This window comes from Ancylobacter polymorphus, assembly GCF_022836935.1.
GTDB classification, from domain to species: domain Bacteria; phylum Pseudomonadota; class Alphaproteobacteria; order Rhizobiales; family Xanthobacteraceae; genus Ancylobacter; species Ancylobacter polymorphus_A.
Window position 1 is genome coordinate 2,693,000 of record NZ_CP083239.1, and the last position, 16,274, is coordinate 2,709,273.

General features: G+C 68.5%; 15 protein-coding genes. 8 read left to right on the plus strand and 7 right to left on the minus strand.

Going from position 1 to position 16,274, the window contains the following annotated elements; translation table 11 throughout:
- Positions 1 to 80 precede the first annotated feature (80 nt).
- The 6 genes from K9D25_RS12750 (at position 81) to K9D25_RS12775 (ending at position 9,672) form a co-directional block, all read left to right on the plus strand.
- On the plus strand, positions 81 to 893 hold the full coding sequence (locus tag K9D25_RS12750) for a 2OG-Fe(II) oxygenase (protein ID WP_244375693.1): 813 nt from the start codon (positions 81 to 83) through the stop codon (positions 891 to 893).
- Positions 890 to 3,766, plus strand: coding sequence for an AMP-binding protein (locus K9D25_RS12755; protein WP_279613736.1), 2,877 nt, complete (start codon positions 890 to 892; stop codon positions 3,764 to 3,766). Before K9D25_RS12750 ends, K9D25_RS12755 begins: the two co-directional genes overlap by 4 nt.
- 154 nt (positions 3,767 to 3,920) lie before the next feature.
- Complete coding sequence (locus K9D25_RS12760) at positions 3,921 to 6,647, plus strand: condensation domain-containing protein (RefSeq protein WP_244375697.1); 2,727 nt, start codon at positions 3,921 to 3,923, stop codon at positions 6,645 to 6,647.
- Between the two features lie 12 nt (positions 6,648 to 6,659).
- Entirely contained in the window at positions 6,660 to 7,793 is a 1,134-nt protein-coding gene (locus tag K9D25_RS12765; RefSeq protein WP_244375699.1) for a hypothetical protein, read from the plus strand.
- A gap of 32 nt (positions 7,794 to 7,825) precedes the next feature.
- Positions 7,826 to 8,563: a hypothetical protein gene (locus K9D25_RS12770; RefSeq protein ID WP_244375701.1), complete on the plus strand. Its 738-nt coding sequence runs from the start codon at positions 7,826 to 7,828 to the stop codon at positions 8,561 to 8,563.
- A gap of 173 nt (positions 8,564 to 8,736) precedes the next feature.
- Complete coding sequence (locus K9D25_RS12775) at positions 8,737 to 9,672, plus strand: DMT family transporter (protein ID WP_244375703.1); 936 nt, start codon at positions 8,737 to 8,739, stop codon at positions 9,670 to 9,672.
- Positions 9,673 to 9,681: 9 nt separating this feature from the next.
- Here the strand turns inward: K9D25_RS12775 and K9D25_RS12780 are convergent, their stop codons facing one another.
- On the minus strand, positions 9,682 to 10,464 hold the full coding sequence (locus K9D25_RS12780) for an SDR family oxidoreductase (protein WP_244375705.1): 783 nt from the start codon (positions 10,462 to 10,464) through the stop codon (positions 9,682 to 9,684).
- Between the two features lie 394 nt (positions 10,465 to 10,858).
- Between K9D25_RS12780 and K9D25_RS12785 the strand changes: the two genes are divergently transcribed.
- Together K9D25_RS12785 and K9D25_RS12790 are read left to right on the plus strand one after the other, a co-directional pair.
- On the plus strand, positions 10,859 to 11,473 hold the full coding sequence (locus tag K9D25_RS12785; protein ID WP_244375707.1) for an outer membrane protein: 615 nt from the start codon (positions 10,859 to 10,861) through the stop codon (positions 11,471 to 11,473).
- A gap of 361 nt (positions 11,474 to 11,834) precedes the next feature.
- Positions 11,835 to 12,485, plus strand: coding sequence for an outer membrane protein (locus K9D25_RS12790; protein WP_244375709.1), 651 nt, complete (start codon positions 11,835 to 11,837; stop codon positions 12,483 to 12,485).
- Between the two features lie 97 nt (positions 12,486 to 12,582).
- On the opposite strand, the gene K9D25_RS12795 is transcribed toward K9D25_RS12790, so the two are convergent.
- The 6 genes from K9D25_RS12795 to K9D25_RS12820 all read right to left on the minus strand — a co-directional run bounded on the left by K9D25_RS12795 (position 12,583) and on the right by K9D25_RS12820 (position 16,242).
- Complete coding sequence (locus K9D25_RS12795; protein ID WP_244375711.1) at positions 12,583 to 13,191, minus strand: glutathione S-transferase family protein; 609 nt, start codon at positions 13,189 to 13,191, stop codon at positions 12,583 to 12,585.
- A gap of 101 nt (positions 13,192 to 13,292) precedes the next feature.
- Positions 13,293 to 13,508, minus strand: coding sequence for a cold-shock protein (locus K9D25_RS12800; RefSeq protein WP_091436046.1), 216 nt, complete (start codon positions 13,506 to 13,508; stop codon positions 13,293 to 13,295).
- Positions 13,509 to 13,607: 99 nt separating this feature from the next.
- Positions 13,608 to 14,498, minus strand: coding sequence for a 23S rRNA (adenine(2030)-N(6))-methyltransferase RlmJ (locus tag K9D25_RS12805; protein WP_244375713.1), 891 nt, complete (start codon positions 14,496 to 14,498; stop codon positions 13,608 to 13,610).
- Positions 14,495 to 15,178 carry a ribonuclease T2 gene (locus tag K9D25_RS12810; protein WP_244375715.1) on the minus strand — a complete coding sequence of 228 codons (684 nt, stop codon included), beginning with the start codon at positions 15,176 to 15,178 and terminating at the stop codon, positions 14,495 to 14,497. The genes K9D25_RS12805 and K9D25_RS12810 overlap by 4 nt, the downstream gene beginning before the upstream one ends.
- Entirely contained in the window at positions 15,175 to 15,792 is a 618-nt protein-coding gene (locus K9D25_RS12815; protein WP_244375716.1) for a hypothetical protein, read from the minus strand. Before K9D25_RS12815 ends, K9D25_RS12810 begins: the two co-directional genes overlap by 4 nt.
- Before the next feature lie 96 nt (positions 15,793 to 15,888).
- Complete coding sequence (locus K9D25_RS12820) at positions 15,889 to 16,242, minus strand: cupin domain-containing protein (protein ID WP_244375718.1); 354 nt, start codon at positions 16,240 to 16,242, stop codon at positions 15,889 to 15,891.
- Positions 16,243 to 16,274 lie beyond the last annotated feature (32 nt).

Sequence of the window (16,274 nt, forward strand, 5' to 3'; positions counted from 1 at the left end):
ATCTGCGGTGTTCCGATCTGGCGTCCCGACGGTGGCTATTATAATAATCGAACGAAAATCACCGGAGTTCGGTAGCTGCCATGGTGGATGTAACGATCGCCCCGCCCGGTGCCTGCGTTGCGCAACTGCATCGCGACCCCTTTCCTTATGGCTGGATCGACAATTATCTGCCCGCCGACATCTATGAGGCGCTGGATCGCCGCTTCGTCATGCCCGACCAGCATCCGGCTCTCGACACGCTGAAAATGGGCAAGAAGCGGATCCTGTTCCGCATGCCCCCCGTCCCCACGCTGCTCGATGGCATCGATCCGCTGTGGAAGGGTTTCCTCCACGCGCTGTCAACGCGTGATTTTCTCAGCCATTGCCTGGAATGGACGAAGCAACTCGTTCCGCTCGACACGCTGCCCGCCGGTCCGTATCGCGAGCTGTTCAGCCTTCGCCAGAAGCTGACGCCCGAACAGGTGGAACTTCAATGCGAGTTTTCGAGCATCGAAGACGGTGCCTTGCTGCCGCCGCACTCCGACTCCGTCGACAAGCTGCTGATCTTCGTCCTGTATTTCGCGCAGCCCGATTGGCGTGAAGGCTGGGGCGGCGCGACCGAACTTTATCGCCCGCTCAACCCGGCGCAGGAGATCAATTTCAGCAATTTCTTCCTTCACCGGGAACAGGTGGAACTGATCGGCTCCAGCGCCTTCCGCCCGAACCGCCTGTTCTTCTTCGCCAAGACGGACCGTGCGTGGCATGGGGTTTCCGCCCTCGATCCCGCCGCCGCGCTTCCCCGGCGTTCGTTCAATTTCAGCCTGCGGATCCGGGCCGACGCCACGGTCGATCCCGCCATGGGGCGCCTGCAGGAAACCATCCGCACGCATGAGCAGCGGGCCTTTGCGGCGTGAGCGAGCCGGCGGACGCTCTCGGTTGGCACACACTGGAGCTGTGGGCGCGCCGGCAGCCGCAAGCGGCCGCCATGCTCGCCACAGGAGACCGGCCGCCGCTGCGCTGGGGGGATCTGCCCGCCTGCATCGCAGGGCTCGCCCGCCGGCTTGAACAGGCCGGGGCGGGGCGGGGCGCGCGCATTGCCTTTCTCGTGCCGGCGGGCGCGGAAGCGGCGACGCTCTGCCTCGCGGCGATGCGCACCGGCATTGCGGTGCCGCTCAACCCGGAACTCACCGCCGCCGAGATCGCCTCGGCGCTGCGGCGCCTGCGCCCGCATCTGCTCGTTTTCCGGCCGGGGCTGCCCGGCACGCCCGAAGCCGTTGCCGCGTCCTTCGGCGTCCCCACCCTCGCCGTCGAATGGTCGCCGGCTGATGTCGCCGGCTGGCCGCGCCTCGGGCCCGCCTCGGGAGAGGCGCTTGCCGTCGACGGCGACGATCCGCTGGCCGCTCCCGCCGGCACGCGGATGATCCTCCAGACCTCCGGAACGACGGCGCAGCCCAAGCTGGTGCCTCTCACCGAGACGAACCTGTTTGCCGCCGCCGCTGCGCTGATCGGATCGCTCGGCCTGACCGCGCGCGACCGCGGCCTGAACCTGCTTCCGCAATTTCATATCGGCGGCCTGTGGGACCTGATCGCCGCGCCGCTTCTCTCCGGCGGAAGCGTCATCTGCGCCGGCGCGTTCTCGCGGGCGGCGTTCGAGGCCGGCTGCGGGCTGGCGCCGACCTGGACCCAGCTGGTGCCGAGCATGATCCGCGCGCTTGTGGATGCGCCGCTCGCCGCCGGTGTGCCGCCGTCCTCGCTCCGGTTTCTACGTTCAGTCTCGGCACCCTTGCCGCCCGCGCTGAAGGACGAGGCGACCGAAAAGCTCGGCGTTCCAATCGTCGAGATTTACGGCATGACCGAGACCGCCGGGGTCATCGCCAGCAATCCGCTGGAGCCGGCGCTCCAGCGCGCCGGATCGGTGGGGCGGTGCGTGGGGCCGGACATCGTCATCCGCCGCCCCTCGGGAGAGGTGGCGGCGCCGGGCGAGGAAGGCGAGGTCGTGGTGCGCGGGCCGCAGGTCTCCCCCGGCTATCTCGCCGCCGCGGCCGGTGATGCCGCCGTCTTCGGAGCTGACGGGTTCCACACCGGCGATCTCGGGCGGCTGGATGCGGATGGCCATCTGTGGCTGCTCGGGCGGCTCAAGGATCTCATAAATCGCGGCGGCGAGAAGATCAGCCCGGCGGAGATCGAGGCGGCGCTGCTGTCGCTGGACGGCATCGCCGACGCGGCCGCCTTTGCCGTGCCGCACCCAATGCTCGGCGAGGAGATCGAGGCCGCTCTCGTCCCCGCGCCTTCGCTGGTCGGAACCCTCAATCGCGACGCCCTCCGCGCCGCGCTTCGCCCCCTGCTCGGGCATGGGCGGGTGCCGGCGCGGCTGCATGTTGTCGAGGCGATCCCGCGCACCGCCGGCGGCAAGCTGCAGCGTCACCTTCTGGTCGAGCGCTTCGCCACGGCCCCGGCGGCGCCGGCCGCGCCCGCATCGCCGCCGCAGGACTGGCCGCGACGGCCTCTGGCCCGCTGGGTCGCGGGAATCTGGGCCGGGGTGCTCGGCAAGGACACGATGGGCGGCGAGGAAGACTTCTTCCAGTGCGGGGGCACGTCGCTTCAGGCGGCGCAGGCCGCTACCCTCATCCAGGCCCGTTTTCCCGAGCACATTCTTTACGTCTCATCGGTCTATGAGGCGCCCACGCCGGACCTTCAGGCGACGTTCCTCGCCACGCATTATCCGGAACTCGCCGCGCGTGCCATCGGACAGGAATTTCACCGACGGGACATCGTCCTCCCGCCGGTGACGGATGCCGAACGCGCGGTGTTTCGCCGTGCGCTGGCCGATCCGCTGCCGTCGCGTCGCGCCGAGGCTTCCCGCAATCCGCCAGCGGTGTTCGTTCTGAGCCCGCCGCGCTCCGGCTCGACGCTTCTGCGTGCGATGCTGGCCGGCCACACGCAGCTCTTCGCGCCGCCCGAACTCTATCTGCTGAGCCATCCCGATCTCGCGGCGCGGCGGGCATGGTATGGCGCCGCCCATGGCTCGCAGCTGGAAGGGTTGCCGCGCGCCTTTGTCGGGGCGATGGGGCTCGGGCCGGATGAGGCCGCCGCGCTGGTGGACGAGATGGAAAGCGCGGGTGCGTCGGCGGCGGAGGTCTATGGGCGATTGCAGGCCGCGATCGGCACCCGGCGGCTGGTCGACAAGACGCCGTTCTATGGGCTTTATCCGCATGTTCTCGATGCCGCCGAGACGGTGTTCGATAACGCGGTCTATATTCATCTCAGCCGCCACCCCTATGGGATGATCCGTTCGTTCGACGAGGCACGGCTCGGCCAGTTGTGGTGGCCGCGTCTGGCGGGTCCCGGGGCTGACGCGACCTGTCCGCTGCCCTCGCACCAGCTGGCGGAACTCATCTGGGCCAGCATCCACGCCAATGTGCTCGGCTTTCTCGACGGTATCCCGGACGCGCGGCAGGTGCATCTGCGCTACGAGGACCTTGTCGAGCAGCCCGAGGCGGCGTGCGCGCGGCTCTGCACGGCGCTCGGCCTGGACTTCGAACCCGCCATGCTCGACCCGCTTGGCGACCCCGCGCAGCGCATGACCGATGGGCTGCGGCCGGGCTCGCGCATGATCGGCGATCCCAAATTCCACGCGCATCGCGGCATCGAGCGGGAGAGCGCCCATCGCTGGAAGCGCGATTATGACCGCGACTTCCTCTGCGAGGAGACGTGGCGCCTCGCCGAGCGCCTCGGCCATGGGGAGCGCCTTGCGGATGGCGCAGATCGCATCGTTTTCGAAATATAACTCACGCATGGGAAAGCAGGCGATTGACCCGCTTCCTGGCTCGTCGCACAAGGCAGTGGGGTAGGGCGGCCTTAGGGCCGTGTGCAGCTCGTTGGCGGGGGCGTCAGTGCACGGGTTGGTGGGGGAGTCGTCGGGCCGCGGAGCAACGGGTGCGTTGCGCCTGCTCGAAGAACTGGGCGAGAGCGGCATTCGCCTGTGGGTCGAAGACGGGCGGCTGTGCTGCAGTGCGCCGGCCGACCGGCTTGACGACACGCTGCGCACACGGCTCAAGGCCGAGCGAGAGGCGCTCATCGCGCTGCTTGCCCCTTCCGGGGCGGCCGAAATTCCGGCCTCGGCCGGCGTAACGCGTCGGCCTGCTGAGGCGCCGCGCGCCTTGACCTTCGCGCAGGAGGCATTGCTTGCGCTCGCGCGCGCCCGCGCCGCAGACGGTGTCTATCACGTCCCGGTCGCGATCGACCTGGCGGGCGCCTTGAACCCCAACGCCCTCTACAATGCGGTGAACGCGCTTCATGACCGGCACGAAGCGCTGCGGTTCTGCTTTCCCGCCGAGGCTGCGGGGCCCGTCCTGCGGCCGCGCATGGCGCGGATCACCATTGAGGAGTCCGTGGCCTTTGCGGCGACGGCGACGCGCGGGGGCGAGGGCCTGCCGGCTGAGGTGGCGCAGGCGCTTCGTCGTGCCACGGCGCGGCCGTTCGATCTGGAGCGCGGGCCGCTCTGGCGCTATTGCGTGTTCACGCTCGGCCCGGCGCGCACCGTCCTCCTCTTCGTCTTTCACCATCTCATCTTCGACGGCTTCTCGCGCGACGTGTTCCTCTCCGAACTGTCGGAACTGCTGGCGATGCCGACCATCGCTCTTGCGCCTCCGCCGGCCGCGTCGCCGCCGCGTGTCCAGTGCGCGGATATCGCGGCCTGGGAACGCCAGATGGCCGAAGGCCCGCGCGGGCAGCACTCGCGCGTGTGGTGGGGCGAACGCTTCCCGGAGCCCCATCCTCCCGCTTCCTTGCCGGGTCTGGCCGGCCCGCCCGAGGCCGACGGCTCCGTGCGCATCACCTTCGCGCCCGATCTTGCCGAGGCGCTGCGGGCGCGGGCGGGGGACATCCGCCAGCCGGTCGGTGCGCTGGCGCTGACCGGGGCGGCACTGGCGCTGCACCGCGTGACCGGTCAGAACCGCGTCCTGTTGTGCACCCCGCTGGCCAATCGCGATCAGCCGGAAGCGGCGGAGGTGATCGGCTATCTCAGCCGCCTCGTCCCCCTCTCCGTGCCGCTGCCGCCGGCCGCCACGGCCTCGGACATCGTGGCGGAGCTGGCACGCGGCCTTTTTGCCGCCAACGGTCATCGTTTCCTGTCCGGTGCCGAGATGATGGCGGCGCCCGGGCTGGCGCGCACCCCGATCAACCATGTCATGGCGGCGTGGCAGGAGCGCCGTCAGGGCGCGCTGCGGATCAACGACAGGCCGGTTGCGCTTGTGCCGGTGGAGCGGGAGAGCGCGGATTTTGCCCTCGCTCTCCAGTTCGAGGCCGATGGCACCGCGTTGTCCTGCCAGATCAGCTATCGCGGCGATGTCATGGGCCGCACCGGGGCTCTGGCCTTCGGCGACCTGCTTGGCGAGGTGCTCGCCGCCGTCGCGGGCGATGACTCCCACCTGCCGATTGCGGAACTCGCCCCGCCTCAGGTGTCCTGTGATCGGCTCAGGACGCTGCTGACCGGCCATCCCGGCGTCGACGATGCGGCCGTGCTCGCGGATGAGGCCAACGGCACGCTGTCGGCCTGGGTCGTGTTGAACGAGTTCAACCGAACCTCGGCGGACGAACTGAAGGCATGGCTCGGCGAGGCGATCGGCGGGCTGCTGCCGGCGATCGAACTCACCTCGCTCGCCGCGCTGCCGCGCACGCCGGAAGGTGCGGTGGACCTTAAGGCGCTGCGCGACAGCGCGCTGACACGCCGGCAACGCCCGTTCCTCGCGCCGCAATCCGCTCTCGAAGAGACGATCGCGGAACTCTGGCGCGAGATAATGTGGCTGGAGCGTCCCGTCGGACGCGACGAGCATTTCAGGGATCTGGGCGGCCATTCGCTGCTCGCGGTCCGGATGCTCGCCGATCTGGAACAGCGCCTTGGCCGGCGGCTTTCCGCCGAGGTGCTCATGAAGCTGGGAACGGTGGCGGCCTTTGCTGCGGCCATCGAGGGCGACGACGGCATCGGTGACGGGCCCCCTGTGGTGGAGAGTGGCCTCGACCCGGAGATTCTTGCCCGGCTGCATGCCTATACGGCGAGCTGGAAAGGAGAGCGCCCCTTCCCGGGCGCCCTCATCGTCGGGCTCAATCTGCGCGGAAAAAGGCGGCCTCTGTTCTGGTGCCTGCAGAACGGGACCGAGTTTGAGCAACTGGCGCGATATATCGGCGACGATCAGCCGGTGTTCGGTATGCGTTCCGGTCACGAGGCGATGGTCAAGTCGCCGGAGAATATTGACCGGCTGGCCGCCCATTATGCCGGCGAGATCATGCGGACCGTGGCGCAGGGGCCGCTCTTCATCGGCGGCAACTGCCAGGCGGCGACCATCGCCTTCCACGTCGCCCGCCACGTCGTTGCCGCCGGACGGGAGGTCGCGCTGCTGGTGCTGCACGAGAAGATGGTGCCGGAGCGCTATGGCGGGCGGGTGGCCCTGAGTTTCGGGCGCGAGAGCAGCCGCAACCCTTATCTCTGGAACGAAGACCCCGCCGCCGAATTCCGCGCGCATTTCGTCGGCGATTTCACCATCGATCTGGTGTCGGGGGGGCATGGGCAGTTCTTTCACGAGCCGCACATTTTCGATCTGGTCGAGATGATCCGCCGCCGCCGCGATGAGGTGCCGGCGTTGGAACCGCAGGGTCGGGGCGGCAGATAGGGGGCAGGTAAGGTGTCGAGGGTCTGGTACGAACAGCTGCGGCAGGGGGTGCGTCGCGGCGGCGGGATGTTCAACGCGCATTTGCACCTCGACCGAGCCGGCACTTTCGATGACCGGTACCTGCCCGGCACGGGGCATCGCATGGTGGAGGACTTCCACGTCTCGCTGAAGCGCAAGCATGCGATGATCGCGGACCTGCATGCCGGGCCGGCCTTTGATCGCGACGACTTCTTTGCCCGTGTGGAGGACGCGCTGGCGGAGATGGTCGCGGTGGACACACGCCGGGCCGACACCATGGTCGATGTCACGCCCAATCCGCGCGTCGGCCTCAAAGATCTCGGCTGGATGCAGGAGATCAAGGTGCGCTGGGCGGACCGGATCGATCTGCGGCTGGGGGCCTATACCCCTTTCGGTTTCGACGATGCCGACCCCGCCCGCTGGGAGATTTTCGCCGAGGGCGCGCGGCGGGCCGATTTCATCGGCTGCCTGCCGGAGGCGGACGATATTGACGATTATCCCAGCCATATCGGTTTCACCGAGCACTGCCGGCGCGTGCTGGAACTGGCGCAAGAGCTCGGCAAGATGCTCCACGTCCATACGGATCAGCGGTTCGAGGCCGGCGAGTGCGGCACGGAGCGGCTGATCGAGACGATCCGCCGCCATGGCGCGCCGCAATCGCCGGAGGGCGAGCCCATGGTGTGGGCGGTGCATATGGTCTCGCCCTCGACCTATGACGACGCCCGGTTCTGGCGCCTCGCCGACGCCATGGCCGAACTGAACATCGGTCTCATCGCCTGCCCCTCGGCGGCGCTGGGCATGCGGATGCTGCGCCCGCTGCAGGCCCCGACCGGCAATTGCATGCCACGTATCCTCGAACTGCTGAGCCGCGGGGTCGCGGTGCGGCTGGGGTCCGACAATATCGCCGACATCTGCTCGCCCAGCACCACGCCCGACCTGGTGGACGAAGCCTTCGTGCTCTCGGCGGCGCTGCGCTTCTACCAGCCGGAGATCATCGCCCGGCTGCTGTGCGGCCAGCGGCTCGATGCCTCCGAGCGGGCCTTCGTCACCGAGCATCTGCGCCGCAATGACGAGGAGATCCGCTACGCGCTGGGCAAGAAGCGCACGGCCGCGCCGGGCTTGGACTGAACACGACCGATCGGATGCCTCAGGGGGCGGGTATGTTTCTGCACGTGAACTGCTTCAAATGGGGCGATCTTTACAGCGCCGATGATGTCAACCGGCTGCGGGCGATGTTCCTTCGGCACCTCACCGTGCCGCACGTCTTCCACTGCGTCACGGACGATCCGGAAGGGCTGCGGCCGGATATCGAGGTGCACCCGCTGCCGAGCTACGATTTCTGCGACTGGGACCTCGGCAATGGCCGCAAGCTGCTGCTGTTCAGCGATAACTATCTCGGGCTGAACGGCGAACTCGTGGTGCAGACCGATATCGACATGGTGCTGATCGGCAATGTGGACTTTCTCGCCGATCGTCCGGAGGAGGATTTCCTCATCGTGCGCGGCCGAAACCAGAGCGGCAATACGCGCGGGCATGCGGCGATCCTTCGCCACCGCATCGGGACCCTTACCCATGTGTGGGACCGGCTGGTGGCGGATCCGGCGATGGCGGTGGCGACCTGCCAGCACCATCGCGGCGCTCCGGGGCATATCTCCGACCAGCGCTGGCTCGACCGTAACCTCGACGAGATGCCCTTCTTCGAGGAGGGCCGGGTGGTTTATTTCCGCCAGGACTGCAACGCCTATGCCGACCACGACAACCCCAAGGGGGAGGCCATGCCCCCGGCTGGGGCGCGCATCGTCTCCTTCGCCGGCAAGATGAAGCCGCAGCATGTCATGCAGGGCAGCTACCAGAATTGCCGGCACGCGCCTTTCGTGGCGGTTCACTGGCGCGAATAGGACAGGGGCGGGCGCGCCGGGGGCACGGCTTTTCGCGGTCGAGGCCGGCAGGGCCCGGCGCGTCTTCCCGCGCTGTTTCCGTTGCGGCACAGGGCTGGAACATGCGTCGGGCGCCGGGCCGTCCTGCGCCGGGGGAGGGTGCGTGGGCGGGAAAAAGCGCCTATGGGAGCTTCATGTCCGCATCGAGCCAAGCCGTCTCCACCCCGCCGCTGCCTTGGGCCGGCTATGCCTTCGGTGCCGCCGGGGCGACCCTGTTCGCGTCCAAGGGCATCATCATCAAGCTCGCCTATGCCGAGGGCATCGACCCGGAGACGCTGCTGGCGCTGCGCATGGCATTCTCGCTGCCCTTTTATCTCGTCATCGGCGCGCTGGCGCTGCTGCGCCTGCGCGGCATGGGCGAGCCTCTGCCGGGCGGAAAGCTGGTGGTGCAGTCCATGCTGGTGGGCGCGCTCGGCTACTGGCTGGCGAGCTATCTCGACTTCGCCGGGCTGCAATATGCCTCGGCCTCGTTCAGCCGGCTGATCCTCTTCACCTACCCGATCTATGTCGCGCTGTTCGGCGCGCTGCTGTTCGGCCAGCCGATCCGCCCCAAGGCGATGCTGGCCTTCGCCGTGTGCTATGGCGGGCTGGCGCTGATCTTCCTGCAGAATGTCAGCGTCATGGGCTCGGATGTGGTGAAGGGCGCGGTGCTGGTGACGCTGGCGGCGATCAGCTTCGCGCTCTATCTGCTGTGCGCCCGCTCGCTGCTGCAGAAGGTCGGCTCGGCGCTGTTCACCTGCATCGCCATGATTGCGGCCTCGGTGATGGCGATCGGCCAGTTCGCGCTGGTACGGCCGGTGGACGCGCTGATGGTGTCGCCGCACGGGCTCATGCTGGCGGTGATGGTGGCCATCGGCGCCACGGTGCTGCCCACCTTCTTGATGAACGCGGCGCTGAAGCGCATCTCGGCGCAGGCCAATTCCATGATCAGCACGGTGAGCCCGGTGGCGACCATGGTGCTGGCGGTGCTGTTTCTCGGCGAGAGCGCCAGCCCGGCGGAAATCGCCGGCGCGGTGCTGGTCATGACCAGCATCGGCTGGTTCACGCTGAGCGACGCGCGCAAGCGCTGAGCCCCGGTCTCAATCCTCTTCCACGTCGGGGGTGCGCCAGGCGAGGTGCTGGCCGCCATCCACCGCGATCATCTGCCCGGTGACGCTGGCCGCACGGGCGAGATAGGCGACGGCGTCGGCAATCTCCTCCGGTTGCGGGCCGCGCCCCAGCAACACCGAGGCGGACTGGCGGGCGAAGGCGCTGTCGTCTTGCCGGCCATTGGCCAGCGTCGGGCCGGGGCCGACGGCATTGACCCGCACGCGCGGCGCAAGCGCCTGCGCCATCATGCGGGTGGCGGACCACAGCGCCTCCTTGGCAACGCTGTAGGAGAAATAGGCCGGTGTCGGCTTCAGCACGCGCTGGTCGATGATGTTGACCACGCCGCCCCGCGCGCCCTCCGGCAATTGCGCGGCGAAGGCGCGGGCGAGCTGCACCGGGGCGCGCAGATTTGCCGCCATGTGCCGCTCCCACCGCGCGAGGTCGAGCGTCTCCAGCGTGTCGGGCTGGAATTCCGAGGCGTTGTTGACCAGCAGGCTGAGCTTTCCCAGAGCCGCAACAGCGGCGGGAATGAGCGCGTCCACCGCCTCCGCCTCCGCCAGTTCGGCGGGGAGGACGACCACGCGCCCGCCCAGCCCCACGATCTCCGCCGCCGTGGCCTCGGCCGCCGGGCCGGGCCGGCGCACATGCAGGGCGATGTCATAGCCCTCTTGCGCAAGCCGCAGGGAGATGGCGCGGCCGATCCGCACCGCGCCGCCGGTGACGAGGGCGACGGGGCGGGGAGAAGCCGGGGCGGAGGCGGGGGAATAGGACATGCGGTCTCAGGGGTGTTGGCGGGGCAGGGTAGGGCGACGCCTCGCCCGAACAACATTACGGGCGAGTCGCGGTAGTGGATGACGGCGCGGGGTGCGGATAGGTATTTTCCTGCCGCGCCTTGGTACTTCGGTGCCCGAAAGGCGCGCATTCTTACCGTTCCACGCGTCGCGAGGCCATAGAGCGCCTGCGCCGGGATCTTGGCCGGTGGTCCAAGACGTGAACCATGCGGAGGTACTTCCGTATACATGAAGTATACGGTCTATTAAGCATAATATTGTCTTCCAGAATTCCGCGAGATTTCAGCCGCATCTTTGTCGTCTCTTCGGAATTGTTTCAGCGCAGGCGAGAGTTGTTGGCTCGCCGGCGGCTGAGCCAGGATTTCAGGAGACGACCATGAACAACAGCATCCGTGCCGGTCTCGGGCTTGTAGCCCTGATGGCCGTTCCTGCCGCGGCGGCGGACATGTCCTATCCCGCGCCCGCCCCGGTGGCCTCCTACGCGCCGGCGCCGGTGTTCACCTGGACCGGTTTCTATCTCGGCGCCAATGCCGGCTATGGCTGGGGCGAGGCCGACGCCTCGCCGGATGTCGACGGTTTTCTCGGGGGCCTGCAGGCGGGCTATAACTGGCAGGGCGCCGGGCCGCTGGTGTTCGGCGTCGAGGCCGACATCCAGTATGCGGATGTGTCGAGCTCGGTGTTCACGCTCGATTATTTCGGCACGGTGCGCGCCCGCATCGGCTACGCCTTCGACCAGTTCCTGATCTACGGCACCGGCGGCTTCGCCTATGGCGGCGGCAGCTACCAGCTGCTCGGCCTGTCCAACGACCGCAACCATCTCGGCTGGACCCTCGGCGCCGGCGCCGAATATGCGCTGGGTGGCAATTGGAGCGTCAAGGGCGAGTATCTCTATATCGACCTCGGCGACGAGACCTATGCCAGCTTCTTCGGCCCGCGCGATGTCGGCATGAGCGCGAATGTGCTGCGCGCCGGCGTCAATTACCGTTTCTGAGCCCCAGCGGGGCGCGTGGGCGCCCCGATTCCGCGCCGTCGCCCTGCCGTGCGGCGGCAAAGGCCCTAAATTTGTGACATGCACGACACACCCTTTCTGGGATCGTCAGTCGATCATGGCGGAATTGTTGCGCCGCTCACGGTTCTGTGAATGGCCGCCAAGGGCGCGAAAACCGTTGCATGCGAACGGTTTTCTGCCCCTTCCGGCCTCTCACTTGGAGGGTGGGGGCCGGAAATGCGGCGAGGCTGCCCCAATCCAGCCCTTGGCCTGCCCATCTGCGCTTCTACTTCATGCTCCGAGACGCAAGCCCAAGGGATTGCGCACGCCTTTCCTGGTTTCAGGACTCTTTCGGAGAATAGCCATGAAGAAGATCCTCTGCTCGGGCGTCGCTGCGGCCGCCCTCCTCGCCGCCGCCCCCGCCTTCGCGGCCGATCTGGCGCGGCAGCAGCCCTATCCCACCAAGGCGGCGCCGATGATCGTCGAGCCGGCCTTCACCTGGACCGGTTTCTATCTCGGCGCCAATGCCGGCTATGCCTGGGGTTCGGGCGAAGGCGGCGCGGGCATCGTCAATCTCGATCCGTCGGGCTTCCTCGGCGGCGGTCAGATCGGCGTGAACTACCAGTTCGCCAACAATGTCGTGGTGGGCGTCGAGGCCGACTTCCAGGGCTCCGACATCAAGGACACCTATGCCGGCTATGAGTCCAAGATGGACTATTTCGGCACCGTCCGCGCCCGCCTCGGCTATGCCTTCGGCAACATCCTCCCCTACGTGACCGGCGGTCTCGCTTACGGCCACACCGAAGTGCGCGACAACCTGTTCGGCCTGTCCACGGACAAGACCCAGACCGGCTGGACGGTCGGTGGCGGCGTGGAATACGCCCTCACCAACAACTGGACGATCAAGGGCGAGTATCTCTACATGGATCTCGGCGAGGACTATTACGACAGCATCGGCTACAAGACCGGGCTGACCGCGAACATCGTCCGCGCGGGCGTGAACTACAAGTTCTGATGCGCGGCTGACGCTGCCTCAAAGAGAAAGGCCCCGGATCGGCGATCCGGGGCCTTTTTCATGGCCGGGTGGCGGTCCGAAAGATCAGGGTGAAAGATCAGGCTTGCGGCGTCGTTGCCTCGAAAGCGGGCACACGCGCGGCAAAGGCGTCGAGCCAGGCCACCAGCGCGGGATGGCCGGCGCGCCAGGCGCCGGCAAAGCGCAGGTCGAGATAGCCGAGCGCGCAGGCGACCGCGACCTCGCCGATATGCGCAGCACCGCTGACCGGCAGTGGCTGTGGCGGCGCGGCTTCCAGCGCCGCCAGCCCGCGCGCCACCTTGCCCGCCTGATGGTCGAGCCAGCGGGCGCTGTGGGTGTCGGGGTCGCGGAAGCGGCTCTCATAGATCTGCAGCAGCGCGGCGTCGGAAATGCCGTCGCCGAGCGCGAGCATCGTCAAGGCCGTGATGCGGTCCTCGCCGCTCACGGGGATCAGCACGCCGCCGCCCGCCACCATGTCGAGATACTCGACGATGACGCGGGAATCGTAGATCGCCGGCCCGTCCTCGCGCAGCAGCACCGGAATCTTGCCGAGCGGGTTCTGCTCCCGCAGGGAATCGGTGGGGTCGGTCGTGTCGGCCGGCACGACATCGAGATGGATGTCGCACAGAATGGCGCCGATCTTGACCTTGCGTCCGAACGGAGACAGCGGGGAGGAGCGAAGCTTCATCGGGTTCGGCACCTTCTGAGGGGCCAGCCGCCGCCGTTCCGGATGCCCGGTGACGCCTGCGCCCGGCCGCGGCGGCGCCGCAGCTTCGGCCGGCAGGCTTATCAGTCGGCCGGCTGCAGGTCGATGGCCTTCGGCCCTTTGCCGCGCTTGTCCGGCTCGATCTCGAAGCTCACGCGCTGGCCTTCCATCAGCGTTCCGAGGCCGGAACGGGTGACGGCCGAGACATGCACGAACACGTCGCGCCCCCCATCATCCGGCCGGATGAAGCCATAGCCCTTGTCGGTGTTGAAGAATTTGACGGTGCCCATCGTCGCCATGCGCCTGCTCCTTACCCCCGGACGGGCGTGCCCATCCGCCGGTTACGTCGGTTCGGGCCAGGGTGAAGCAAGACCGATGCCGGATGATGACGCGGCGGGCTACAAGGCGCCGGATCCGCGCTCCGGCGTCAGCCAGCCGACGCGCACGCGCCCGGCGCCGTCCGTTGCCAGCACGGGGGCGAGGGCGCCGAGCACGCTGCGCAGTTCCTCGGCGAGGGTGAAGGGCGGGTTGACCACGATGAGGCCACAGCCGGTCATCGTGTCGGCCTGCCGCACGGCGCGCAGGTCGAACTGGATGTTCAGCGTCTTCGGAATGCCGGCGCGCTCGATCTCGCGGCGGAAGGCGTCGACCGCGCGCACATCCTTGATCGGGTACCACAGGAGATAGATGCCGCCCGCCCAGCGCCGATGCGCCTCGGCGAGTCCCTGGGCGAGGCGGTGGAACTCGCCCGGCTCCTCGAAGGGCGGATCGACCAGCACCACGCCGCGCCGTTCCTTGGGCGGCACATAGGCGCTGAGCGCCTGCCAGCCATCGGTGGCAAGCACCTTGGCGCGGGCGTCGCGGCCGACCGATTCCTCCAGCGCCGCGCGCACGCCGGGCTGGGTCTCGCACAACAGCAGCCGGTCCTGCGGACGGGTCAGCGCCTGGGCGATGAGCGGCGAGCCGGGATAGCGGGAGAGCGCGGCGGCCAGCGCGGCATCGTCCGCCGCCGGCGGGTTCACCGCCCGCACCGCGTCGAGCCAGGGGGCGAGCAGTTCGGTCACCGCCGGGGTGAAGCGGGCGCGCAGGACCGCGCCGATGCCGCCCTCCCACTCGCCGGTGCGGCGGGCCTCGTCGCCGGTGAGGTCGTAGAGGCCGGCGCCGGCATGGGTGTCGATGACGCGATAGGCGGCATCCTTGTGCCCGAGATAGGCAAGGATGCGCGCAAGCACGACATGTTTGACGACATCGGCGAAATTGCCGGCATGGAAGGCGTGGCGGTAGTTCATTCGGTCCTCTGTGGCGCGCCCTCGCCCTCGCGCTGCGGCGGCATCGCCACCCGCTCCGCGCGGCAGGCGCGGCGGTCGACATCCGGGCAGGGGGCGAATTCCAGCGTCCGGCTGAGGCAGATGCGCACTTCGGTCAGCCGACGGCCGTCGCAGGCGACGGCGATCATGTCTGGCTCCAGGCCCGGATTGGCGGCGCGGAGGGCGGCCTCAACCTCGCCGGGGGAGACCATGCGGTAGTCGTCGAGCCGGCGGAAGGCCTCGGGAATTGTCACGCGCTCGTAAGCGCGGCGGACGGTGGCGAAATAGGCCGCCGAATCGGTGCCGTCGCAGGTGCCGTGCTTGCGCCACTGGTGCAGCACCAGCCGGCGGCTCGGCATCACGTCGAGCATGGAGCGCAGCAGCGGCTCCGGGAGGAAGGGGGCGGGGGCGACGCAGTTCTCCGGCCAGCCCCGCTTATATTGCGGCCACAGCCCGTGGATGACGAAGGCGAAAGGCCGGGCGGTCGCACATTGCGCGGGCTCGGCGCGCGCGCCCATGGCTTCGCAATAGGAGGGCGACCAGGAGAGGGCGAGAACGTAATGGTCGAACTGGCCGGGTTCGCCCTTGGTCTGGGCGCTGGCGGCGAGCGGCGCGAAAAGCAGCGCGGCGAGGGCAAGCCCCGCCGCCCGCGCCCGCCTCACGGACGGGCCATGCGACAATTCGGGGCGTAGGTCCAGGAGCGGTCGAAGCCTTCGACGCAGAAATCCACGCCCCAGGAGGCGCCGAGGAAGCCGCCATCCTCGATGATCGAGTACCACACGGTGTGGGTGCGCGGCAGGCCGGGCGCCTTGCCATGGGCCTTGCCCACCGGCTGAGCCGCCGCCTTGCCGGTCATGTGGCCGTCATAGGCGCCGCTGCCATAGGCCCCCTCGCTCTCGAAATGCGGTGTGCCCTCGATGCCGGAGATAACGACTTCGGCGCGGCAGTAGCGGCGGGGAATATACTGCTCGCCCCACGGGCGGAACGCCACCTCGCGCACATCGTCGATGCGGTCGATGGTGAGCTTGGAGTTCCAGAAGCGCGATTCGGTGGTGGCGAAGTCGCTCCGGATCTTCGACAGCGCGCCGGGCGTGTCGCAGGCCGGCACGTTGCCGCTGTAGTTCGGGCCGGACAGCCAGAAGTTCTTCTCGAAGAAATTCGCGGCCTCGGCGCTGCCGAGCGAGGCGGCGAGCAGGAAGAGCGCGCCAGCGCCGGCCGCGGTCCGCGCCATCGCCCGCGTCACCCGTCCCTTGGCATGCTTCATGTCGGCCGGCATCGCGCGTCTCCTACAGAGTCTGCGGCGAAGATGCGTCGCGCCTGCCGCGCGGTCAATGACGGCAAGGCCACACTTCGCCGGATTTGCGCACCGCCGTCAGATGAGGCGGATGACATAGTGCTTGCGGGTGGTCTCGACGACTTCCCACACGCCCTTGAAGCCCGGCCGCAGGGCGAAGGTGTCGCCCGCCTTCACCGTCACCGGCGCCTCGCCGTCCTCGTGCAGGATGGAGACGCCTTCGAGGATCGAGCAGAACTCCCACTCCTCATAATCCACCCGCCAGGCGCCGGGGGTGGATTCCCAGATGCCGGCGAACAGCGCGCCGTCCGGCAGCGTCTCGGCGTTCCAGGTGCGGTGGCGGGGATCGCCGGAGAGGAGGCGGTCGGCGGGCGGGGCGGTTTCCTCCGGCGCGCCGAGTGTGGCCGGGTCGAAGGAAAGCAGGAACGACATGGAGACCTCGCGGACGGCAGGGGCGGGAGCGG